This is a genomic window from Streptomyces virginiae, from assembly GCF_041432505.1.
GTDB classification, from domain to species: Bacteria; Actinomycetota; Actinomycetes; order Streptomycetales; family Streptomycetaceae; genus Streptomyces; species Streptomyces virginiae_A.
This window is the reverse complement of record NZ_CP107871.1, coordinates 8,027,289-8,048,755: the sequence shown is the minus strand read 5'-3', so window position 1 is coordinate 8,048,755 and position 21,467 is coordinate 8,027,289. Positions and strand designations below refer to the sequence as shown.

The window sequence follows — 21,467 nt, the reverse complement described above, 5'->3', positions numbered from 1 at the left end:
CGCCGCCGCGGACACCCCGGGCCGGTCAGCCCGGGAGGGGGCGGGTGGCGGGGCCGGTGTAGGAGCCGAGGGGGCGGATCAGCGCGTTGTGCTCCAGTTGTTCGGTGATGTGGGCCGTCCAGCCGGTGATCCGGCTCATCACGAAGAGCGGGGTGAAGGCCGGGATGTCGAACCCCATCAGATGGTACGCCAGCCCGGCGGGGTAGTCGAGGTTCGGGTGGATGCCCTTGCGGCTGATCATGGCGTGCCGGAGCGCGGCGTGCAGGGTGGCGAGCCGGGTCGTGTCGGGGTCGGCGGCTCGGGCGACGAGGCGGTCGGTGGCCTCTTGCATAATCGGTACGCGGGAGTCGCCGTCGCGGTAGACGCGGTGCCCGAAGCCCATGATCTTCCTGCGGGCGGCCAGCGCCTCGTCCAGCCACTCCCCCACCCGCTCCGGGTCGCCGATCTCGCCGAGCATGTGCATGACGGCCTCGTTGGCGCCGCCGTGGAGCGGGCCTTTGAGGGCGCCGATGGCCGCGGTGACCGCGCTGTAGAGGTCGGAGAGGGTGGAGGTGACGACCCTCGCGGTGAAGGTCGAGGCGTTGAAGCTGTGCTCCGCGTACAGGATGAGCGAGATCTCGAAGCACCGGACGACCTCGGGGGCCGGCACGTCGCCGAAGCACATCCGGAAGAAGTTCTCGGCGTATCCGAGCGACGGGTCGGGCTGGACGGGGGGCAGCCCGCGCCGTCGGCGGTGGTCCGCCGCGACCACGACCGGCAGCTTCGCGAGCAGTGCGAGGGATTTGGTGCGGTTGGCGTCGGTGCTGCCGTCGTCCTCGGTGGGGTCCTGCGAGCCGAAGACACTGACGGCGGTGCGCAGGACGTCCATCGGGTGGCAGGTCTGCGGCAGTCGGGCGAGCAGTTCGGCGGTGGTCCGGTCCAGGGGGCGCAGGGCGCGTTCGCGGGCCTGGAACGCGCGCAGTTGGTCCGCGTCCGGGAGTTCGCCGTACCAGAGGAGGTGGGCGACCTCCTCGAAGGAGCGGCGGGCGGCCAGGTCTTGGACCGGGTAGCCGCGGTAGGTGAGGGAGTTGGTCTCCTCGATGACGGTGGAGATGGCGGTGGTGTCGACGACGACGCCGGTGAGACCGCGGTGGATCTCGGGCGTGGTGGCGGTCATGGGTGGCCTCCGGTGCGGGTCGGTCAGTTGCCGGGCGGGAGGGTGAAGTCGGCGACGGCCCTGTCGAAGGCGGCGTAGTCCGCGTAGCCGAGCACCTCGTAGAGCCGGGAGCGGGTGTGCATGCGGGGCAGCAGTGACTCCTGGGTTCCCTCGGCGGCGAGGGTGCGCAGGCCGTCCTCGACGGCGCCCATGGCGAGGCGGAAGAGGGTGACGGGGTAGAGGGCGATGTTGTAGCCGAGGTTTTCCAGGGTGCGCACATCCAGCAGGCGGCTCTTGCCGAATTCCGTCATGTTGGCGAGGAGGGGGACGTCGACCGCCTCGCGGAACGCCTCGAACTCGGCTTCGTCCGCGAGGGCTTCGGGGAAGACCGCGTCGGCGCCCGCGTCCACGTACGCCTTGGCGCGGTCGATCGCGGCGGCGAGGCCTTCGACGGCGCGGGCGTCCGTGCGGGCCATGAGGAGGAAGTCGGGGTCGCGGCGGGCGTCGACGGCGGCGCGGAGCCGCCGGAGCATCTCCGCGCGCGGTACGACGCTCTTGCCGTCGAGGTGGCCGCACCGCTTCGGGGCGACCTGGTCCTCCAGATGGAGGCCGGCGAGGCCCGCGTCCTCCATGAGCTGGACGGTACGGGCGGCGTTCAGCGGTTCGCCGAAGCCGGTGTCGGCGTCGACGAGGGCGGGCAGGTCGGTGACGCGGGTGAACTGCTGGGCGCGGGCGGCGATCTCGGTGGAGGTGGTCAGGCCGATGTCGGGCAGGCCCAGGTCGGCGGCGAGCACGGCCCCCGAGAGGTAGACGGCGTCGAATCCGGCTTCCTGGACGAGCCGGGCCGAGTACGGGTTGATCGCGCCCGGCATCCTGAGCAGCCGCCCGGACGCGAGCTGTTCGCGCAGCGATCGGCGCCGGGACGCGGGGGTGGTGCGGGTGTGGAGCATCAGAACAGGCCCTTCGGGAGGCGGGCGTCGGCGCTGGCGACGGCGTCCGTGTCGACGGCCGGGAAGAGGTCGGCCAGGTCGGCGGTGTCCAGCACCGCCAGCCGGTCCGCGGCCCGCAGGAAGTGGTCCTGGGCCGTGCGGGTGACGATCCCCTCGGTCAGTGTGCGGAACTTGGCGGTGTAGCCGGACCGGTCGAACGGGCGGGCTCCGGCGGGGTGCGCGTCGGCGACGGCGAGCTGGTCCTCGACGACGGTGCCGTCCTCGAAGGTGATCACGGCGCGGCCGCCGAAGGCCCGGCGGGACGGGTCCGGGTCGTGGTAGCGCCGGGTCCACTCGGGGTCCTCGACGGTGGAGATCTTCCGCCACAGCTCGACCGTGGCGGGCCGGCGGGCGCGCTCGGGGGCGTACGAGCGCTCGTGGTGCCAGCCGCCGTCCTCCAGGGCGACGGCGAAGACGTAGGGCACCGAGTGGTCGAGGGTCTCGCGGCCGGCGGCCGGATCGTATTTCTGCGGGTCGCCGGAGCCCGAGCCGATGACGTGGTGGGTGTGGTGGCTGGTGTGCAGGACGATCGAGCGGACCTTCGCCAGGGGGCCGGCCTTCTCGCGCAGCGTGCGGGCGAGATCGATGATCGCCTGCGCCTGGTACTCGGCGGAGTGCTCCTTGGTGTAGGTGTCGCGGATCGCGCGGCGCGGTTCGCCGGGCCCGGGGAGCGACACGGTGTACGAAGCGTCCGGGCCGTCCAGCATCCAGGCGAGGAAGCCGTCCTCCCCCTCGTAGATCGGCGAGGGGGATGCCTCGCCGCGCATGGCCCGGTCCACCGCTTCCACGGCGGCCTTGCCGGCGAAGGCCGGCGCGAACGCCTTCCAGCTGGAGATCTCGCCCTTGCGTGACTGCCGGGTCGAGGTGGTGGTGTGCACCGCCTGCTGCACCGCCTGGTACACCACGTCGGTGTCCAGCCGCAGCATCGCTCCGATGCCGCACGCGGTCGCGGCGCCGAGGTGTGCGACGTGGTCGATGCGGTGCGCGTGCAGGCAGATGCCCTTCACCAGGGCGACGTGGATCTCGTAGGCGGCGATGATGCCCCGCAGCAGGTCGGCGCCGCCGCGCCCGGTGTGCTGGGCCACGGCCAGCAGGGGCGGGATGTTGTCCCCGGGGTGGGAGTAGTCGGCGGCGAGGTAGGTGTCGTGGAAGTCCAGCTCGCGCACGGCCGTGCCGTTGGCCCAGGCCGCCCATTCCGGGGACACGCGGGTCCCTGCGGCGACACCGAAGACGGACGCGCCGGACGGGGCCGGGTGGCCGAGCGCCTGGGTGCGGGCGACGGCGACCGGGCGGCGGCGCAGGGCGGCGACGGCGACGGCGGCGTTGTCGATGATCCGGTCGACCGCCGTCACCGCGGCCCCGGGGTCGAGGTCCGGTGCTTCCTGGGTGCCGGTGGCCACGGCCGCCAGCTTCCAGGCGAGCTGCTCCTCGCGGGGCAGGCGGTCGGCGCTGGGACGGACACGTACCTGATGGTCGATCACGGGACTCCTCGCGGCGTGCGGCGGATGTGTGTTCCGGGGACGAGTCTTCCCCTCCCGGAGGGCCGGTGCGAGGACTCCACGCTGCGTAATCCGTCCCTGCCGAGGCTGCGAATCTGCGAATTCTGCGAAAGCTGCGGATGCTAATTTCACAGCCGAGGAGATGCGGAGAGGAGCTCGGGATCCCATGGGACGGCCTGCCGGACGGAAGATCTACGCACACGCGAAACTACGCAGGCTGCGCCGTGAGCGGGGCATGAACCAGGTCGAACTGGCCCGCGCCCTGGGCCTGTCCACCAGCTACCTCAACCAGATCGAACACAGTCGGCGGCCGCTGACCGCTCCGGTGCTGCTGCGGATCGCCGAGGTCTTCGGCGTCGATCCGGAGTTCTTCTCCGAGGCCGGCGAGGAACGTCTTGCCACCGATCTGCGGGCGGCGCTCCTGGACGAGGCGTGCGCGATCCCGGGCCCGGTCCCGCAGGAGGAGCTCGCCGACGTGGCCCGCGACCACCCGGAGGTGGCCCGGGCTCTCGTCGCCCTCCATCAGCGCTACCGGGACGTCTCGGAGCGGGTCGTCGCCCTGGCCTCCCCCGAGGACACCGCCGGCCTGCTGCCCGCCGAACCCCATGACGAGGTACGGGACTTCTTCTACGCCCACCACAACCACTTCGCCGCCCTGGAAGCACAGGCCGAGCGGACCGCCGAAGCACTCGACCTCGGTCGGGTCGGCCGCGCCGCCCAGACGCTGACGGGCCACCTCTGGACCCGGCACGGCATCAAGGTGCTCCAGGCGGGCCCGGAACGCTCCGCCGACGCGCGGCGCTTCGACGCCGACAGCGGAGTGCTCCTGCTCTCCCCCTGGCTCGGCGAAGGACAGCGCGCCTTCCAACTGGCCACGCAGCTCGCGCTGCTGGAGCACGGCCCGCTGCTGGCCGGAGCGGTCGACGCGGCCGACCTGTCCTCGCCGCAGGCGCGCGGCCTCGCCCGGATCGGACTCGCCAACTACTTCGCGGGCGCGCTCCTCATGCCGTACACCCTCTTCCACGCGTCGGCCGAGCGACTCCGCTACGACATCGAGCTGTTGCAGGCCCGCTTCGGTGTCGGCTTCGAGACCGTCTGCCACCGCCTGTCCACCCTCCAGCGCACCGGGAACCGCGGAGTCCCCTTCTCCTTCCTGCGGGCCGACCGCGCGGGCAACATCTCCAAGCGTCAGTCCGCCACCGACTTCCACTTCTCCCGACTCGGCGGCACCTGCCCGCTCTGGACCGTCTACGAGGCCTTCTCCTCCCCCGGTCGCGTCCTCACCCAGGTGGCCGAGATGCCCGACGGCAAGAAGTACTTCTGGATCGCCCGCACGGTCACCCGCGGCGGCTTCGGCCACCACGCGCCCCGGGCCGAGTTCGCCGTCGCCCTGGGCTGCGAGCTGCGCCACGCCCCGCGCCTGGTCTACGCGGAGGGCATCGCCCTGCACGACCCGCGCGCCACCACCCCCATCGGGCTGGGCTGTCGGATCTGCGAACGGCAGGACTGCGCCCAGCGGGCCCGGCCGCCGGCCGGCGGAATCCTCGCCGTGGACCCCGACCTGCGCACCCACGTCCCGTACCCGGTGATCGCGGACCGCTGACGGCTGACGCCCGGCGCCCGGCGCCCTAGGCTCGGAGGATGCGCATCGTCTCCCTGCTGCCCGCGGCCACCGACATCGTGGCGGAACTCGGTCTGGCCGCCGATCTGGTGGGCCGTACGCACGAGTGCGACTGGCCGCCGCAGGCGGTGGCCGGCGTGCCCGTGGTGACCTCCGCCGCGCTCTCGCCGGACACCCTGACCAGCCGGGAGATCTCCGACGCGGTCGGCGGCGCCGCGCACCGCGGCTCCTCGCTCTACACCCTCGACACCGACGCGCTCGGCGCGCCGGCCCCGGATGTGGTCCTGACCCAGGACCTGTGCGACGTCTGCGCCGTCTCGTACGAGGGGGTCGGTCGGGCGGTGCGCGTCCTCGACGGCGGGCCCCGCGTGCTGAGTCTGGAGCCGCGCACGCTGGACGACGTACTGGACTGCCTGGTCACGGTGGGCGAGCTGCTCGGTGTCGCGGAACGGGCGCGGGAGCGCCGGGCGGCCCTCGCCGCGCGGCTGGAGACCGTACGGGCGCGGACGGCCGGACGGCCGCGGCCCAGGGTGGTGGCGATCGAATGGCTGGATCCGCTCTGGCCGGCGGGGCACTGGGTGCCCGAGCAGATCGCGTGCGCGGGCGGTGAGGCGCTGATCGCCGCCCCGGGCGAACACACCCGGCCGATGGAGTGGGAGGCGGTCCGGGCCGCGCGCCCGGACGTACTCCTGGTCATGCCCTGCGGGTTCGCCCCGGAGCGCACCCTGCGCGAGAGGGACCTGCTGAGCGCGCTGCCGGGCTGGGAGGAGCTGCCCGCGGTGCGCGCGGGTGAGGTGTGGGTGCTGGACGGGCCCGCCTACTTCAACCGCCCGGGCCCCCGCGTCGTACGCGGTGCGGAGGTGCTGGCGCACGTCCTGCACGGGGTCGGGGCGGGCGCCCCGGTGGAGCCGGCGGAGGCCGTCCGGCTCGCCCACGGCTGACGGCGGTCCGCCTCCGGCTCGGCGCACGTTCCTGGCGGGTCCACACCCTGCCCTTATTGCATATAGATTGCAGTTGCGGCAGATGCACATCAGAGGGTGGAGAGCAGTGAGCGGACCAGTGGTGCTGGGGATCGAGTCGTCCTGCGACGAGACCGGCGCGGGAATCGTGCGGGACGGCGAGCTGCTCGCGCACGTGGTGGCGTCGAGCATGGAGGAGCACGCCCGCTTCGGCGGCGTGGTCCCGGAGATCGCGGCCCGTGCGCACCTGCACTCCTTCAACCCGGTCGTCCGGCAGGCCCTCGACCAGGCCGGGCTGAGGCTGAGCCAGATCGACGCGGTCGCCGTCACCACCGGGCCCGGTCTGTCGGGTGCGCTGCAGGTGGGCCTGGCCGGGGCGAAGACGCTGGCGTACGCGGCCGGTGTGCCGCTGTACGGCGTGCATCACCTGGCCGGTCACGTGGCCGCCGACACGTTGGAACACGGTCCGCTGCCCCGGCCGTGCGTGGTGCTGATCGTCTCCGGCGGCCACACCTCGCTGCTGCTCGTACGCGATCTGGTGCGCGAGCCGATCCTGCACCTCGGGGACACCCTCGACGACGCGGCGGGCGAGTGTTTCGACAAGGTCGCCCGGATCCTGGGCCTGCCCTATCCGGGCGGGCCGGCCATCGACCGGGCCGCCCGCGACGGCGACCCCAAGGCCGTGACCTTCCCGCGCCCGCTCACCCGGCCCGGGGACGACCCGTACGCCTTCTCCTTCTCGGGCCTGAAGACGGCCGCGGCCCGCTGGGCCGAGAAGCACCGCCAACTCGGTCAGGAGCCGCCGGTCGCCGACGGAGCGGCCGCCCTTCAAGAAGCCGTGGCGGACGTACTGACCCGCAAGGCCCTCGCCGCCTGCCGCGACCACGACGTCAGGACGCTGATCGTGGTCGGCGGCGTCGCCGCGAACTCGCGGGTCAGAGCGCTCGCGGAACGGCGCTGCGCGTCCGCGGGCATCGAACTGCGCGTTCCGCCCCTGACCTTGTGCACGGACAACGGCGCCATGATCGCGGCCGTCGGCGACCTGCTGGTCCGCTCCGGAGCCGAGCCGGCCCCGCTGAACGTGTCCGTCGACCCGTCCGCACCCCTGGAGTACGCCTCCTTGACCCCGCTCCCCGCCCCGCCGGTCACCGTCTCCGCGTGAACCCCACCGACACCCTAAGGACCCACCGCATGAGGGGCATACGCCCACTGTCCTCGTTCCTGGCCGTGGCCGCCGTACTGCTCGTACCGGCCTGCGGCAGCACGACCCAGAACCGCACCGACACCTCCGGGCCGGGGGCGCAGGGTTTCCCCGTCACCGTGTCCAACTGTGGGGTGGAGACCACCTACCAGCGGCCGCCGCAGCGCGCCGTGTCCCTGAACCAGCACGCCACGGAGGTCATGCTGGCGCTCGGGCTGGAGAAGTCGATGGTGGGCACCGGCTATCTCGACGACAGGATCCTGCCGGAGTACCAGGCCGCCTTCGACTCGGTGAAGGTCCTCTCCAAGGAGTACCCGTCCTTCGAAACGCTGCTGGCCTCCGAACCGGACTTCGTCTACGGCGGGTTCACCTCCACCTTCGACGAGAAGGACGGCCGCGGCCGCCCGACCTTCACCAAGGCCGGCATCAACACCCACCTCAACATCGAGGGTTGTCCGGCCGGACCGGTGACCATGGCCACCGTCGACGAGGAGATCCGCACGGTCGCCAAGATCTTCGGCGTGCCGGAGCGGGGCGAGCAGCAGGTGAACACGTTGCACGGCACCCTCGACCGGGTGGACGGCGCACTGGCCGGCGTCACCCCGACCAAGCTCTTCGTGTACGACAGCGGGGACAAGACCGCCTTCACCGCCGGCGGCAAGGGCATCGGCAACGAGCTGATCAGGAAGGCCGGTGGGGTCAATCTCTTCGCCGACGTGGACAAGGCCTTCGGTGACGTGTCGTTCGAGCAGGTGGCCGAGCGGGCCCCCGAGGTCATCGTGATCTACGACTACGGCGACCGGCCCGTCGAGGACAAGAAGAAGTTCCTCCTCGCCAACCCCGCCCTCAAGGACGTTCCCGCGATCAGGAACGAGCGCTTCGCGGTACTGCCGCTGTCGTCGACCGTGCTCGGTGTCCGCGTCCCGGCGGCCGTGGAGTCGCTGGCCCGCCAGATCCACCCGGACCGCTTCCGGTGACGGAGTCGACCGGAACGGGAGTCTCCCCGGTGCGCAACCCGGTGAAAGCCCCGGCGGGAAGCCCGGCGTCCGCCGCGACCCGCCGCCGGGCCGTTCCCTACGCCCTGCTGCTCACGGCACTGGGAGTCCTGCTGGCGGCGACGGCGACGGCCGGCATCGCGGTCGGATCGATCAGCGTGCCGGCCGAGCAGGTCTGGGGCATCCTGCTCCACCGGATCCACCCGGTCCTCGCCGACCCGACCTGGACGCCGGTCCGCGAGACGATCGTCGTCGACGTCCGGCTCCCCCGCGTGCTGCTGGCCGGCGTGGTGGGCGCGGGCCTGTCGGTGTCCGGCATGGCGCTGCAGGCCCTGGTCCGCAACCCGCTGGCCGACCCGATGATGCTGGGGGTCTCCTCGGGCGCGTCGGTCGGGGCGGTGCTTGTCCTCGTGTTCCACGTGAGCGTGTTCGGGATGTTCTCCTTGCCCCTGGCGGCGTTCTGCGGAGCCCTGGCCGCGCTGGTCGCGGTGTACTTCCTGGCACGCTCCGGCGGGCGGATGACCACCGTACGGCTGGTGCTGGCGGGCGTGGCCATGGCCGAAATCCTCTCGGCGGTGGCCAGTTTCCTGATCGTCACCTCCAACGACCCGCAGAAGACCCAGTCAGCCCTGCGCTGGATGCTCGGCGGGCTGGCCGGCACCACCTGGACGACGGTATGGATCCCCGTCGGCGCCGCGCTCCTCGGCACGGCCGTCCTGCTGGGGGTGTGCCGTTCCCTCAACCTGCTGTTGGCCGGGGAGGAGGCCGCCGCGGCGCTCGGCCTGGACGTCCACCGTTTCCGCGGCGCCCTGTTCGTCCTGGTCGCCCTGATGATCGGCACCATCGTCGCGGTCAGTGGCCAGATCGGCTTCGTCGGGCTGATCATGCCGCACGTGGTGCGCCTGCTGGTCGGCGCCGACCACCGCCGCGCGCTCCCCGCCGCGGCCCTCCTCGGCGCCACCTTCCTCATCGCCGCCGACCTGGGCGCGCGCACGCTGATGAGCCCGGAGGAGATACCCGTCGGCATCCTCACCGCCCTGGTCGGCGGCCCGTTCTTCCTCTGGTTGATGCGACGGAAGGTGGCGTGATGACCGACCGTCCGACACCGAAGGCCGGCGCCCTCGACGCCGAGGAGGTCACCGTCGTGGTGAACGGCCGGACCCTCGTCGACCGCGTCTCCCTGCACGTGGCACCCGGCGAGGTCCTGGGCCTCGTCGGCCCCAACGGCGCCGGCAAGTCCACCCTGCTGCGCACCGTCTACCGTGCGCTGCGCCCCACCTCCGGACGGGTCCTGCTCGACGGCGAGGACGTGTGGCGGATGCCCGGCAAACGCCTCGCGCGACGCCTCGCGGCCGTACTGCAGGAGTCCACGGGCGACTTCGAGCTCACCGTCCACGACGTGGTGGCCATGGGACGCACCCCGCACAAGCGGGCCTTCGCGGGCGACGACGCCGAGGACCGCGCGATCATCATGGACGCGCTGGAGGAGCTCGACGTCGCCGCCCTGGCGCAGGCCCCGTTCGACCGCCTCTCGGGCGGGGAGAAGCAGCGGGTCCTGATCGCCCGCGCCCTGGCCCAGCGCACCGGGACCATGGTCCTGGACGAGCCGACGAACCACTTGGACCTCCGCCATCAGCTGGACGCGCTCCGGCTCGTCCGTAGGGTCGGGGTCACCGCCGTGATCGCCCTGCACGACCTCAACCTGGCCGCGTCCTTCTGCGACCGGATCTGCGTGCTGGACGGCGGCCGCACGGTCGCCACCGGGACACCGCAGGAGGTCCTCACCCGGGACCTGCTGGCCGAGATCTACCGGGTCGAGGCGGAGGTGTCCCCGCATCCGGGCACCGGGATCCCCCAGGTCACCGTGTTCCCCGAAGCCCGACGTGACGGGATCCGATAGCCGATGGCCGGTACTCGGTAGCCGATAGCCCGTAGCGCCCCCGCCGTGAGCCGGTGCGGTGCGGACGCTACGGAAGCGTGTCGTCCCGCCCGCCGCGGCCGGCGCCGGAGACCCGGCGCCTGACCTGATCCTCCTGCGCGAGCCGCCGCAGCAGCTCGAACACCGGGGCGCAGATCGCGAAGACGATGACGGCCCGCTCGGCCAGAGCCACCGGGTCGTCCAGGCCGGCCGCGCGTTCCAGGTCCAGCCGGGCCACGGATTGCGCGAGCTCGGCGTAGGCGGCGAGCTCGCCCGGGGCGTACTGGGCGTCCAGGCGGCGCAACTCCTCCAGCGCCACCGTCAGCCCCTGCACGTGCGGGGAGGTGCTGGGCGCCTGCCAGTCCAGGTCCGCGAGGAGCTGGGCCACCTCGGCACCGGCGGTCTCCTCGGCCGCGGCCTGCGCCTGCGACTCCGGCGCCGCCTCCTGGCCCGCGGCACCCTGGGCCGCCACCGGCACCGGGAGGGCGTAGCTGACCGCTCCGAGGGCGCTCTCGGAACTGTGCGCCTGGTCGACGGCCCCGAGCACCTCACGGGTCGCGGCGATGGACAGGCCGCCGAGGGTGGTCAGCGCCTTGATCAGCCGCAGCCGCTGGGCGTGCTCCTCCCCGTACTCGGCCAGGGTCGCGGCCGTCGCCCGCCCGGCGGGCAGCAGTCCCTGCCGCAGGAAGTACTTGATGCTGGCGACCGGCACGCCGGTCCGCCGGCTGAGCTCCGAGATCTTCATACGGCTTCCCTGCTGGTCATGCGGTCCGGTATCCGGCATCGGCGATTGGACACCACAGCAAGATACTGCCACTATCCAGTAACTGGATACCATAAGTATCCAACCTCAGGAACGCAGCCGCACCGGAGAATCGATGCCTCACTCCACGCCCCCCTCCGTGCTCCGCCGACCCCAGCTGTGGATCGGGACGGGACTCATCGCCGCAGTGGTCTCGATGCTGTTCGCCCTGCTCTACGTGGGTGGCAACGTCAACCCGAAGGGCAACCTGCGCGACCTGCCCGTGGCCCTGGTCAACACCGACAGCGGAGCGGACGTGGGCGGCCGCCACGTCAACATGGGCGAGCAGATCGTCGCCGGCATCCAGAAGGCCGCCAAGGGTGACAAGAGCATCGACTGGCAGGTCGTCAGCCGGGCGGAGGCCGACAAGCGGCTGGGCCGGGGCAAGGTCTTCGGCGCCCTCGTCATACCCGCCGACTACTCCGCGACGGTGGCGGCCCTCACCGCCCCGCAGCCCGCGCCGCAGGGCCAGGCCGCCCCGCCGACCCTGACCGTGCTGACCAACCAGGCGGCCGGCAGCATCGGCTCCTCCATGTCCTCCCAGGCCGCCCAGAAGGCTGCCCACGCCGCCTCCGCCCAGCTCGGCCAGGAGCTCCTCAAGCAGGCCGGCGCCCAGAAGACCCCGCTCCCGACGGCCGCGCAGCTGAAGCTGGCCGACCCGGTGACCGTGACCGTGGCCGACGGACACCCCGTCGGCGCCCGCAGCGCCATGGGGCTGAGCGCCTTCTACTACGCACTGGTCCTGGTCGTCTGCGGCATGCTCGGCGCCAATGTGGTCAACTCCCAGGTCGACACCGCGCTGGGCTACCTGCACACCGACTTCGGCCCCGTCCGCAAGCGCGAACCCGTGCAGCACACCAGCCGCGTCCGCACCCTGACCATCGGCATCGCGCTCATGCTCGGCCTGTCCCTGGTGATGGGCACCCTGGTCGAGGTCGCCACGGTCGGCATCCTCGACATGGACGCCTCCCACCTGGGCCTGCTGTGGCTCTACTCGGTCGCCACCATCGCCGTGGTGGGCATCGGCAGCCTGGCCCTGTTCGCCGCCTTCGGTACGCCCGGCATGCTGCTGGCCACCATCGTCTTCGTCGCGATGGCCGTACCCTCCTCGGGCGCCACCGTGCCCGTCCAGGCGCTGCCCGGGTTCTTCCGCGCCCTCTCCGAGTTCGAGCCGCTGCGCCAGATCACCGAGGGCCTGCGCTCCCTGCTCTACTACGGAGCCCAGGCCGACGCGGGGCTGACCCGGGCCTGGACCTCGATGGGTGTCGCCCTCGTCGCCGCGCTGATCTTCGGCTTCGCCGTCACCCGCCTCTACGACCGCAAGGGGCTGCACCGCATCCCGCACCCCGAGGCCGAGTCCGACGCCGCGGCCCCCGCCGAAACCGCCGAAACCCCCGAGACCGCGACCCCGGCCACGGCCTGACATCGGCTCCGTCAGCCCCGCCCCTCACCCGAGGGGCGGGGCTCGCGTGTGTGGTCGACCCCGGCCTCATCTCCAGCGCACGAGCGCGGTCATCGCGGCGAGGTCCGTCTCCGAACGGGCGATCGGCACCTTCGGCCAGAGCAGTTCGTACGCCGTCCGGATCCGGAAGACCTCATCGGCGAAGGCCCGTACGACCTCGCCCGTGACCGTGCCCCGCTCCGCGTGCGCGAAGAACCGCTCGCAGGCCTCCACCGTGCCTTCGCAGTCGTCGTCGAACTCGAACAGGGCGCGGATCGCTTCGACGGCGCGGTCACGCGAGGCCAGATGACCGATCCCGCAGTCCAGCCCGTCGTCACGAAGGTCGTCGGGGTACGGCGCGCGGTGCCAGGTGCCGTCCTCGAACCAGTAGACGCACTCGACCCTTCCGCGCGCCAACAGATCGTGCAGGCCTTCGCTCCGTACCCACTCGGGCGCCCCGGCCAGGACATCGATGGGCGGCCTGTACCGCCCCACCTCGCCGGCGTCGTCCTGCCCGAAGAGCACGGCCCGGTCACCCGCGGCCCGGGTCAACACCCACCGGCTGCAGGCTCCGTCGTCGTAGCGCAGGTCGTGGTCGCCGTCCCCGAGCCAATACCCGTGCCGGAAGCGCTCCTGCTCCTCCTCGGCGTCCCAGGTCGCCACGGCGAGGGCGGCCCAGCGCGCCCACAACACTCCCGCATCCGGCAGGTCCTCCGGCCGCCCCGGACGACGCATCCTCATGCCCACCTCGTACTCCCCCGCCCTCGCGTTCGCCGTCGACCCTATCGGCGGGCGTTCGAGTCCGCCGCCATGTCGTTCACGTACGCCTCGCGCCGCGCCGCCGGCCATGCGGAAGGGCGGGCTCCGGGCCCGGGCTGGAAGACCACGAGGAGCACATGGCAGGCTCATGCCGCATGATCGATGAATTCGCGAAGGACACCCTGCACGGGAGACTGCGGCGGGACCGCGAGGCGCTGCTCTGGAAGCTCGACGGCCTGTCCGAATACGACGCCCGCCGGCCTTTGACGGCGACCGGGACCAACCTCCTCGGCCTGGTCAAACACGTGGCCACCGTCGAGGCCAGGTACTTCGGCGAGGTCTTCGACCGTCCTTCCCCGGAACCGCTGCCCCGGTGGCAGGACTCCGACGGCAGCGACCTGTGGGCGACCGAGGACGAGACCCGTGATCAGATCATCGGGTTCTACCGGCGCACGTGGGAACACTCGGACGCGACGATCGACGCGCTTTCCGTCGACGCCCCCGGCCACGTGCCGTGGTGGCCGGAACCGCATGCCGACACGAACCTGTTCGCCGTCATGGTCCATGTCCTCGGCGAGTCCGTCCGGCACGCCGGGCACGCCGACATCCTGCGCGAGGGCCTCGACGGCCGGACCGGGTTGCGCCCCGAACACGAGAAGCGGATCGACGAGGATGCCCGCGCCGCCCACCGCGCGAAGATCGAGCGGGCCGCCAGGTCGGCCGTACACGTGACCTGATGTTCGTGCGGCGTCCGGCCGGTCGTGGGTGCTGATCTGTCGAAGCGCCGGGTGCCCGATGTACTCGGTCGGTCGGCGGGGTCGGGCGGATATTGCCTGGTGGCGGCGGCCCAGGTCGGGCAGGGTCCGGGGCATGGGTGAGGGGGACGAGATGCGCTATGCACGCTTCGACTCGGTCGAGGGCCTGCTGCAACGGGGGCGGGGCCTGGGCGCCGTACGGGCTGTGCAGGACCCTCACGTGGCCGCGCCCTTCGTCCACGACGCGATCCGGCGCGACTGGCGGTGGGACGGCTTCGACGAGCGTTCCCGCTACCTCGCCGGTCTGGTCCGGGACCTGCGGCTGTCGCCGGCGCCGGTCGTGGAACTCCTGTCCGGGGACGAACGGCAGTGCGGACGGGCCGTCGACGTGCTGGAGCTGCTCGCCCTGGAGGGTGGTGACGAGGCCCGGGAGGCACTGCGCTCCCACGTCCGGGAGGGGGCGCACTGGGTACGCGTACTGGAGTCGGTCGCCGGGCTCTGGCCTGCGGAGTGGTGGGAGGACCTGGGCGAGGTGGCGCGGCGACGGATCGGTGGTGAGCCGGTGCCGCCGTGGTTCATCGAGCCGTGGACCCGCTTCGGGATCGAGGTCCAGCGGCCCGACATGGGCCCGGACCCTGATGATCTGTCCGACCTCACGGACGGCGAGTTGCTCGATCTCCTGGCCGGGGATCGGGCGGGGAGCGGCGACAGAGTCGCCGCCCTGTCCGAGCTGTCCCACCGCGATCCGGTGGAGGGGCTGATCCCGCTCGTGCCCTCGCTCGTCGCTCCGGACGGTCGTTACCCTCTGTCCTGGCTGAGACAGGCCGTCGACCGCCTCGGCCCCCTCGCCGTTCCGGCCGCGCGCCGCTGGGCGACCGACGAACGGGAGTGGCTCGCGCGGCTCGGCTCGGACGTCCTTGCCGATCACCTCGGCCCCGAGGTGATACCGGTGCTCGTGGCCGAACTCGCGGAGCAATGGCGGGCCCCGGCCTGGTGCGGCCCCGGTGTGACGGCGCGGCGGTTGGCCCGCTTCGGTCCGGCGGCCGCCGGAGCGGTGGCGGACCTGCGCCGGTTCTGGCTGCGCACCCCGCACTCCTGCGAGCGGGCGGGCTACCTGGAGGCTTTGGCCGCCATCGACCCGGGTGGGCTGGACTACGCCCACACCGAGTCCCTCTGGGACTGCGAGGAGCGGGCCCGTCTCCTCGGCATCGCCCACGCACCGGACGGGCCGGAAGCCCTGGAGCGGATCACGGCGCTGCGCGACGACCCCATGGAGACCTCTGACGTGCGAGCCGCCGCCCAAGCACGGCTGACCGCCACGACGGCCCGGCGGCCGGCATGAGCGCGTCGTAGAGGACATCGACGTCGAGATGAACCCAGTATCCGGCGCTCTCCTCGTTGCCGAGACGGTCGCTCGCTCGGCGTGCCGCCGCGGTGGCGCCGACCGCCCGCACACCGTGTTCGGTGGACTCGGCCGTGTCGCGGAAGCCGAACGCGACGACGTCCTCGTCGCGGAGCAGGGGCCCGCGGCCTTCCGGGTCGGTGAGCGGTCGAGGGCCACGGCCGGTGGCCAGGGCGAGTTCCATCGAGGCCGCCTCACCGGTCGGCTCCGCCGCCGGCCGGTAGAAGTCGACGTACCGGAAACGGGTGTCGGATCTCCGTGCGATCCACGGACGGGGGCGGGTCACGTGACGCATCGGTCGATTCCGGGGATGCTCAGGCAGTACGAGGCCTCCTCCTCCGGCGGTGCTTCGGCGACCAGGCGGAACACGTCCTGGGGGATGGTGAGGACGGCCAGCCCGGTGCGCGGCATGACCACTTGGGCGACCTTCCGCACCAGCACCGCGCGTGCGCTCGCTTCGGTGCGCGTCAGGCGGTAGATCCCGATCGGGACCCGCGTGCCGGCCGGAAATCCGAAGACCGCCAGCCGGTGGCCGCGCTCCCAGCCTTCCACCGTCTCCGCTCCCCGGGTCCGGCGCAGCGGAATCCCGCCGGTGGCGCGTGTGCCGCCGGCGCTCGCCGTCAGGGTGAGCCGACCGGCCGCGGCGACCGCTTCTCGGGCCGGGTCGGGCGGGAGGAACGTCCAGTGTCCGCTCCGCAGGAAGCCGCCGCCGAGGTCCTCGACCTCCAGGGCGCGTCCGTTGAAGAGTTCTTCCTTCGACGGGTTCCCGGAGCTCAGGGCGGCCACGCTCGTCACGGGCGTGGTGTAGGTCCGGCCTCCTGCCGTGACCGTGACCGTGATCGGCTTGCCCTGCGCGAACCCGTACAGGCACAGCGCCGATCGGTCTCCGAGGGCGAACGTCACCGCATCGCCCGACTGCCGCTCGTCGCGGCCCGACGACACCCAGGCCATGGGCCGGTCGGCGGGGCGGCCTCGGGTGAGCAGGGCCAGTTCGTCGCCGCAGCGGACGGGATCGGCGCCGGGCAGCCCCATGTCGAACTGACGGGCCAGCGACAGGTCCGGGGCCGAGGGGCTCGGCGTCCCGGGACGTGTGGTGGCCGTGGGGGCCCTGGCCATGGGCGATGCCGCCGGGACCTCGTGGCCGGTCGTGCACCCGGCGACGAGAGCGAGCGCCAGGGCGAGAGCGCGTGCCGGGACGAGCGGACGGGGCCCGGTCGGACACCTCGGGCGCCGCCCGGTGAGTGTCGACCGACTCTCGGCGTCGTTGTCATCGCCCTCCGGCGTGTCGCCCGGTGGGCCGTGCGGATGGTCCGGCATACGCCTCCTCACCCCGTCGGCTCAACGGCGCGTCTCGCTGCCGACCAGCACAGTAGGGCCGCCGAACGGGCGTCGACGGCCGACGCCGCCGTCGGCACCTGAATGCCGTCGTGAATTCCCCGGATCAGAGGCAGGCGGGCGGGCGCCGTGCTCCATCACGCCGTGGGAGCGGGGCTCGGCTCGAACGGTGGATCGGGAGGCGTTCGCGGGCATATACCGAGGGGTGATGAGCATCCCGCCGTCGCGCATGTGTCAGCAGGGGGCGCCATGAGGTACGACCTGTCCGATCGCCTGGTGGTGGGGATCGCTTCCAGCGCCCTCTTCGACCTGACCGACGGTGACGCGGTGTTCCGGGAGCAGGGTGAGGACGCCTACCGGACCTACCAGGAGACGCATGTCGATGAACTTCTGGCCAAAGGAGTGGCGTTCCCCTTCGTCAGACGTCTGCTGTCCTTGAACGACCTCGCGGAGCAGGCCGACCCGCTGGTCGAGGTCATCATCCTCTCGCGCAACGATCCGGTCACCGGGATGCGTGTCATGCGTTCGATCGAAGCGCATGACCTGCCGATCAGTCGGGCGGTCTTTCGGCAGGGTCGCCCCTCGCACCAGTTCATGCCCGCGCTCAACATGTCGCTGTTCCTGTCGGCCGACGGCCCCGACATCCGGGACGCGGTCGCGGCCGGGCTGCCCGCGGGACACGTGCTCAGAACGGGGCGGGTCGACGACGAGAGCGACCCTGAACTCCGTATCGCCTTCGACTTCGACGGCGTGGTGGCGAGCGACACGGCCGAGCGGGTCTACCAGCGCGGTGGGGTCGACGAATTCCGTGCCTTCGAGGTCCGCAATGCCGCAACCCCGCACGATCCGGGTCCGCTACGCGACTTCCTGGCCGGCATCAACCGCATCCAGCGCCTGGAGGAAGCGCGGCGCCGCGAGGACCGCGGCTATCGGCCCCGCCTTCGCGTCTCGCTGGTCACCGCTCGGGACGCCCCCTCGCACGAACGCGCCTTGGTGAGCCTCAAGGAGTGGGGGCTGCGGGTCAACGACGCCTTCTTCCTCGGCGGTATCGACAAGGCCGCCGTCATGAAAGCCCTCGACCCGCACATCTTCTTCGACGACCAGGTCGCCAATCTCAACGGCACCGCCCAGGGCACTCCGAGCGTCCACATCCCCTTCGGCGCGATCAACTCGCCGCCTCCGGAGCCGGCCTGAGCTCCGGTGCGGCGACCGGCGGCCGGGCGCGCGCGGGGCCGGAGCGGGGCCGGTGTCGGTGGGCGCCGGCAGGATGCGCTCCATGAGTTCCGCCACCGCGGCCGATTACGGCTGGATACGTTCCCCCCGCTCGTTCTTCGCCTACGCACTGGAGATCGGATACACGCTGACGTTGGTGCGGGGAGTCTCACCCGCGCAGTTGCTCCACATCGCGGGGGCCGAGCCGCGCGGTGTGTGCGAGGACCTCCACGCGTTCATCGGGGAACACAATGATTTCCTGGACGGATTCGAGAAGTGGCCCGATGCCTTCCTCGCCGGCGCGTTCACCGTGCCGGGCGAAGGAGGGGACTGGGCGCTCGCCCTGGATTTCGGAGGCGATCTGGGCATTCGCCCGGACATCATGGAAGCGCTCTCCGCCACGACGCGCGCCGTCTCCCACTCCAGCAACGGGGGGAAGCCGATGGACTTCTTCCACTGGTACGAGGACGGCGAGTTGCGGACCACCTTCGAGTGGCCGGCGGACAGGACGGGCAGCACCCCCGACGCGCTCAACCCCTTGATGCTGCAGGTCGGCCTCGACCCGTCCGGGGACGAGGATCCCGATGTCGACACGAAGGCGGCGGTCCTGGCGCTGACCGAGCGCCTCACGGGGGTCAGGCTGACCGAAGAGCTGCTCGCGACGGCCGAATACCACGTGGGAGCAGTCCCGGAGGAGCCTGTCCGGCACCCGGAGCACCGCCCACCGTCGACCGGTTCTGTTACGCGGCCATGACACTCCAACACTTTTGAACACGATCAACAATCGCTAGATTGTTGAACATGATCAAAACCGAGTACGGGGCATGGGTGGGCGAGTTCGAGGCCGAGCGGGAGCGCCGATCGGCTCTGGGCGATCCCGACTGGGGGAAGGGCGCGCAGCTGCCGGCGGACATCGTCCGCAGCATTCAGAAGTTCCAGGTCGGCGAGGACGGCGACGGCTCCGCACTCACCGCCAAGGCCGACCTCGCGGGCGATCCGGTCTACTCCCGGGCGGTCCGGCTCTTCATCGCCGAGGAACAGAACCACGCGCGCATGTTGAAGCTGCTGCTGGCGGCCGGCGGGGCCGAGACCCTCGACGGGCATTGGAGCGACGCGGCCTTCGTACGGGTCCGGCGGCTGCTCGGACTACGGGTGGAACTGCTGGTGCTGATGATCGCCGAGGTGGTGGCCCTGGGGTACTACCGAGCCCTGCGCGACGGCGCGACCGACCCGCTGACCACCGAGGTCGCGGGCCGGATCCTGGCTGACGAGGAGCGGCACGTCCCCTTCCACTGCCTGCGCCTGCGCGAGGGGCTCGCCGGGCTGCCCCGACCCGCCCGCCGGGCGGTGACGGCCGGGTGGCGCGGACTCCTGGCCGGCGCCGCCACCTTGGTCGCGGTGGACCACGGTCCGGCCCTGCGGACCCTCGGGGTGGACCGCCGCACCTTCGTCGCACGGACCGTGAGCTCCTCCGCATGGATGGCCCGCGCGATCGCGGGTGGCCCGGTCCCCGCACCGGCGGAGGTGGGCGCGGGCGTCTGACCTCCACCGCCGACCTCGCAGGCCGCCCGGTCCGCCCGGGCGCCGGCCCTCACATGGAGGTGCCGGTGGCGGCCGAGGACGGCACGGGCGGGGTGTCGGGGCGGCGCGGTACCGCCCGCTCACCACCGTTGTCCGCACCCAGGCCTTCGAGCAGACGCAGACCGTCCTCGGCGGGGCTGCCCGGGGCCGCGGACAACACCAGCAGTTCCATGCCCGATTCGCCCGGCAGGGCGAAGTTCTCCTGGTGCAGTTCCAGCAGTCCCACCAACGGGTGCCGGTACGCCTTGCGTCCGTGGGTGCGGGCGCGCACGTCCGCGCGGGCCCAGAGGCGGCGGAAACGCTCGCTGCCCATCGCCAGTTCGCCGATGAGCGAGGCCAGTCGGGGATCCTCGGGGTACTGGCCGGCGGCCAGACGTAGATGCCCGACCACGTCGAGGGTGCACTTCTCCCAGTCCGCGTACAGGCCGCGCTCCGCCTCCTCCAGGAAGATGTGCCGGGCGGTGTTCAGGCCCGGCACCGGCCGACCGTGGAGGAGCCCCGCCAGACGGTTCCCGGCGAGCACGTCGAGGCGATGGTCCATGACCAGCGCGGGTGCGCCGGCGACCAGGTCGAGGACGCGCAGCACCTCCGGCCGAACCCTCCCCCGGCCTCCGGTCGGGGGCACCCCCTTGCCCGGCGCCTTCGCGCGGCGGCGACGCTGCCGCGCGAGCCGGCAGAGGTGCTCGCGTTCGGTCGCGTCGAGGCCGAGGACACCGGCGAGCGCGTCGAGGACCTGCTCGGACGGCTGCGTGGCGCGGCCCTGCTCCAGCCGTACGTAGTAGTCGACGCTGACGCCCGACAGGTGCGCGACCTCCTCGCGGCGCAGCCCTGTCACCCGGCGGCGGCTGTCGGTGGGGATACCGGCGGACGCCGGGTCGACCCGGGAACGCCGGGTCCGCAGGAAGCCCGCAAGATCGTCCATGCCTTCCAGTATGGCTTCGGCGATGCCCGCGAGGGTGGTCCTGTCGGTACCAGGAAGTCCGGTCCGACGGAAGCGGCGCCCCTGAACACCGCACGCCGTGGCGCCCAGGATCGGGGCATCCGATCCGAAGGAGTTCCCATGAAGACGCTGATCGTCCACGCCCACCCGGAGCCGAAGTCGCTCAACAGCTCGCTGAAGGACCTCGCGGTGTCCACCTTGGAGAGCGCCGGGCACGAGGTGCGGGTGAGCGATCTGTACGCGATGAACTGGAAGGCGGTCGTGGACGGCGCGGACTACGGCCCCCACGCGTCGAATCCGTTGCGGGTCGCCTCGGACTCGGGCCGGGCCTTCGAGGCCGGCGCACTCACCCCGGACGTCCTCGCCGAGCAGGAGAAACTGCTGTGGGCCGACACGATCATCTTCCAGTTCCCACTGTGGTGGTACACGATGCCCGCGATCCTCAAGGGGTGGGTGGACCGGGTGTTCACCTACCGCTTCGCCTACGGTGTCGGCGAGCACAGTGACACCAAGTACGGCGAGCGCTTCGGCGAAGGCACCCTCGCGGGCCGCAGGGCCCTGCTGTCGGTGACCGTCGGCGGCCCGCGGTCGCACTACTCGGCTCGCGGGATCAACGGCCCCATCGACGACCTGCTGTTCCCGATCCACCACGGCATCCTCTACTACCCGGGCATCGAGCCGCTGCCGCCCTTCGTGCTCCACGGCACCGACCGGATGACCGCCGAGGAGTACGCGGTCGCCGCCGAGGCCTGGGAACAGCGCCTGCTCACCCTCGGGTCGACCGAGCCGATCGGTTTCCGGCGGCAGAACTTCGGTGACTACGAGATCCCCTCCCTGCACCTGAGGGAGGGATTGGAGCCCGCGGGCCGCACAGGCTTCGGACTGCACCTGCGCGGCTGAGCCTCCCCCGCCCGCGGGTCCCG

20 protein-coding genes are annotated in these 21,467 nt (G+C 72.2%); 13 read left to right on the top strand and 7 right to left on the bottom strand.

Annotated elements, in window-relative coordinates; all coding sequences use genetic code 11:
* Positions 1-25: 25 nt before the first annotated feature.
* Genes OG624_RS37170 through OG624_RS37160 form a run of 3 tightly spaced genes read right to left on the bottom strand, consistent with a single transcriptional unit; the run spans position 26 to position 3,605 of the window.
* On the bottom strand, positions 26-1,156 hold the full coding sequence (locus tag OG624_RS37170; protein WP_371640448.1) for a bifunctional 2-methylcitrate synthase/citrate synthase: 1,131 nt from the start codon (positions 1,154-1,156) through the stop codon (positions 26-28).
* Positions 1,157-1,179: 23 nt separating this feature from the next.
* Complete coding sequence (prpB, locus tag OG624_RS37165) at positions 1,180-2,085, bottom strand: methylisocitrate lyase (RefSeq protein ID WP_371640447.1); 906 nt, start codon at positions 2,083-2,085, stop codon at positions 1,180-1,182.
* On the bottom strand, positions 2,085-3,605 hold the full coding sequence (locus OG624_RS37160; RefSeq protein ID WP_371640446.1) for an MmgE/PrpD family protein: 1,521 nt from the start codon (positions 3,603-3,605) through the stop codon (positions 2,085-2,087). The genes prpB and OG624_RS37160 overlap by 1 nt, the downstream gene beginning before the upstream one ends.
* A gap of 184 nt (positions 3,606-3,789) precedes the next feature.
* Here OG624_RS37160 and OG624_RS37155 point away from each other — a divergent pair, with 184 nt between their 5' ends.
* From OG624_RS37155 to OG624_RS37130, 6 genes are all read left to right on the top strand, one after another.
* Positions 3,790-5,226, top strand: a complete 1,437-nt coding sequence (locus OG624_RS37155) for a short-chain fatty acyl-CoA regulator family protein (RefSeq protein WP_033216137.1) — start codon at positions 3,790-3,792, stop codon at positions 5,224-5,226.
* A 38-nt stretch (positions 5,227-5,264) separates the two neighbouring features.
* On the top strand, positions 5,265-6,185 hold the full coding sequence (locus OG624_RS37150; RefSeq protein WP_033216135.1) for a cobalamin-binding protein: 921 nt from the start codon (positions 5,265-5,267) through the stop codon (positions 6,183-6,185).
* Between the two features lie 106 nt (positions 6,186-6,291).
* Entirely contained in the window at positions 6,292-7,365 is a 1,074-nt protein-coding gene (gene tsaD, locus OG624_RS37145) for a tRNA (adenosine(37)-N6)-threonylcarbamoyltransferase complex transferase subunit TsaD (RefSeq protein ID WP_244290682.1), read from the top strand.
* Positions 7,366-7,394: 29 nt separating this feature from the next.
* A complete protein-coding gene (locus tag OG624_RS37140; protein ID WP_033216131.1) occupies positions 7,395-8,381 on the top strand; it encodes an ABC transporter substrate-binding protein in 987 nt (328 codons plus the stop codon).
* A 41-nt stretch (positions 8,382-8,422) separates the two neighbouring features.
* Complete coding sequence (locus OG624_RS37135) at positions 8,423-9,487, top strand: FecCD family ABC transporter permease (protein WP_371640911.1); 1,065 nt, start codon at positions 8,423-8,425, stop codon at positions 9,485-9,487.
* A complete protein-coding gene (locus OG624_RS37130) occupies positions 9,487-10,299 on the top strand; it encodes a heme ABC transporter ATP-binding protein (RefSeq protein ID WP_033216129.1) in 813 nt (270 codons plus the stop codon). Before OG624_RS37135 ends, OG624_RS37130 begins: the two co-directional genes overlap by 1 nt.
* A 67-nt stretch (positions 10,300-10,366) precedes the next feature.
* Here OG624_RS37130 and OG624_RS37125 read toward each other — a convergent pair whose 3' ends face one another.
* The gene (locus OG624_RS37125) at positions 10,367-11,062 is read right to left on the bottom strand and encodes a MerR family transcriptional regulator (RefSeq protein WP_161297212.1); all 696 of its coding nucleotides are present in this window, start codon (positions 11,060-11,062) and stop codon (positions 10,367-10,369) included.
* 133 nt (positions 11,063-11,195) lie between these two features.
* Between OG624_RS37125 and OG624_RS37120 the strand changes: the two genes are divergently transcribed.
* Complete coding sequence (locus OG624_RS37120) at positions 11,196-12,542, top strand: YhgE/Pip domain-containing protein (protein ID WP_371640445.1); 1,347 nt, start codon at positions 11,196-11,198, stop codon at positions 12,540-12,542.
* A 66-nt stretch (positions 12,543-12,608) separates the two neighbouring features.
* On the opposite strand, the gene OG624_RS37115 is transcribed toward OG624_RS37120, so the two are convergent.
* Positions 12,609-13,301: a hypothetical protein gene (locus OG624_RS37115; protein WP_371640444.1), complete on the bottom strand. Its 693-nt coding sequence runs from the start codon at positions 13,299-13,301 to the stop codon at positions 12,609-12,611.
* A gap of 173 nt (positions 13,302-13,474) precedes the next feature.
* On the opposite strand from OG624_RS37115, the gene OG624_RS37110 reads away from it, so the two are divergent.
* A complete protein-coding gene (locus OG624_RS37110; RefSeq protein ID WP_161297218.1) occupies positions 13,475-14,056 on the top strand; it encodes a DinB family protein in 582 nt (193 codons plus the stop codon).
* 133 nt (positions 14,057-14,189) lie between these two features.
* Positions 14,190-15,416, top strand: a complete 1,227-nt coding sequence (locus OG624_RS37105; RefSeq protein ID WP_371640443.1) for a hypothetical protein — start codon at positions 14,190-14,192, stop codon at positions 15,414-15,416.
* A gap of 342 nt (positions 15,417-15,758) precedes the next feature.
* Here the strand turns inward: OG624_RS37105 and OG624_RS37100 are convergent, their stop codons facing one another.
* A complete protein-coding gene (locus tag OG624_RS37100; RefSeq protein ID WP_161297222.1) occupies positions 15,759-16,592 on the bottom strand; it encodes a hypothetical protein in 834 nt (277 codons plus the stop codon).
* 468 nt (positions 16,593-17,060) lie between these two features.
* On the opposite strand from OG624_RS37100, the gene OG624_RS37095 reads away from it, so the two are divergent.
* From OG624_RS37095 to OG624_RS37085, 3 genes are all read left to right on the top strand, one after another.
* Positions 17,061-18,005, top strand: a complete 945-nt coding sequence (locus tag OG624_RS37095; RefSeq protein WP_033216118.1) for a 5'-nucleotidase — start codon at positions 17,061-17,063, stop codon at positions 18,003-18,005.
* Between the two features lie 82 nt (positions 18,006-18,087).
* Complete coding sequence (locus tag OG624_RS37090) at positions 18,088-18,777, top strand: DUF6461 domain-containing protein (RefSeq protein ID WP_371589416.1); 690 nt, start codon at positions 18,088-18,090, stop codon at positions 18,775-18,777.
* Between the two features lie 47 nt (positions 18,778-18,824).
* Positions 18,825-19,565 (top strand): ferritin-like domain-containing protein, encoded by a 741-nt coding sequence (locus OG624_RS37085; RefSeq protein ID WP_033216116.1) that lies wholly within the window; start codon positions 18,825-18,827, stop codon positions 19,563-19,565.
* A 49-nt stretch (positions 19,566-19,614) separates the two neighbouring features.
* Here the strand turns inward: OG624_RS37085 and OG624_RS37080 are convergent, their stop codons facing one another.
* A complete protein-coding gene (locus OG624_RS37080) occupies positions 19,615-20,526 on the bottom strand; it encodes a helix-turn-helix transcriptional regulator (protein ID WP_051762800.1) in 912 nt (303 codons plus the stop codon).
* 138 nt (positions 20,527-20,664) lie between these two features.
* Between OG624_RS37080 and OG624_RS37075 the strand changes: the two genes are divergently transcribed.
* Positions 20,665-21,444 carry an NAD(P)H-dependent oxidoreductase gene (locus tag OG624_RS37075; RefSeq protein WP_033216114.1) on the top strand — a complete coding sequence of 260 codons (780 nt, stop codon included), beginning with the start codon at positions 20,665-20,667 and terminating at the stop codon, positions 21,442-21,444.
* Positions 21,445-21,467 lie beyond the last annotated feature (23 nt).

Excerpts from the sequence above, each read along its gene's own strand:
- OG624_RS37170 (WP_371640448.1), bottom strand. The coding sequence starts at position 1,156 with ATGACCGCCACCACGCCCGAGATCCACCGCGGTCTCACCGGCGTCGTC.
- prpB (WP_371640447.1), bottom strand. The coding sequence starts at position 2,085 with ATGCTCCACACCCGCACCACCCCCGCGTCCCGGCGCCGATCGCTGCGC.
- OG624_RS37155 (WP_033216137.1), top strand. The coding sequence starts at position 3,790 with ATGGGACGGCCTGCCGGACGGAAGATCTACGCACACGCGAAACTACGC.
- OG624_RS37150 (WP_033216135.1), top strand. The coding sequence starts at position 5,265 with ATGCGCATCGTCTCCCTGCTGCCCGCGGCCACCGACATCGTGGCGGAA.
- OG624_RS37140 (WP_033216131.1), top strand. The coding sequence starts at position 7,395 with ATGAGGGGCATACGCCCACTGTCCTCGTTCCTGGCCGTGGCCGCCGTA.
- OG624_RS37130 (WP_033216129.1), top strand. The coding sequence starts at position 9,487 with ATGACCGACCGTCCGACACCGAAGGCCGGCGCCCTCGACGCCGAGGAG.
- OG624_RS37125 (WP_161297212.1), bottom strand. The coding sequence starts at position 11,062 with ATGAAGATCTCGGAGCTCAGCCGGCGGACCGGCGTGCCGGTCGCCAGC.
- OG624_RS37120 (WP_371640445.1), top strand. The coding sequence starts at position 11,196 with ATGCCTCACTCCACGCCCCCCTCCGTGCTCCGCCGACCCCAGCTGTGG.
- OG624_RS37115 (WP_371640444.1), bottom strand. The coding sequence starts at position 13,301 with ATGAGGATGCGTCGTCCGGGGCGGCCGGAGGACCTGCCGGATGCGGGA.
- OG624_RS37110 (WP_161297218.1), top strand. The coding sequence starts at position 13,475 with ATGATCGATGAATTCGCGAAGGACACCCTGCACGGGAGACTGCGGCGG.
- OG624_RS37105 (WP_371640443.1), top strand. The coding sequence starts at position 14,190 with ATGGGTGAGGGGGACGAGATGCGCTATGCACGCTTCGACTCGGTCGAG.
- OG624_RS37100 (WP_161297222.1), bottom strand. The coding sequence starts at position 16,592 with ATGGCCAGGGCCCCCACGGCCACCACACGTCCCGGGACGCCGAGCCCC.
- OG624_RS37095 (WP_033216118.1), top strand. The coding sequence starts at position 17,061 with ATGAGGTACGACCTGTCCGATCGCCTGGTGGTGGGGATCGCTTCCAGC.
- OG624_RS37090 (WP_371589416.1), top strand. The coding sequence starts at position 18,088 with ATGAGTTCCGCCACCGCGGCCGATTACGGCTGGATACGTTCCCCCCGC.
- OG624_RS37085 (WP_033216116.1), top strand. The coding sequence starts at position 18,825 with ATGATCAAAACCGAGTACGGGGCATGGGTGGGCGAGTTCGAGGCCGAG.
- OG624_RS37080 (WP_051762800.1), bottom strand. The coding sequence starts at position 20,526 with ATGGACGATCTTGCGGGCTTCCTGCGGACCCGGCGTTCCCGGGTCGAC.
- OG624_RS37075 (WP_033216114.1), top strand. The coding sequence starts at position 20,665 with ATGAAGACGCTGATCGTCCACGCCCACCCGGAGCCGAAGTCGCTCAAC.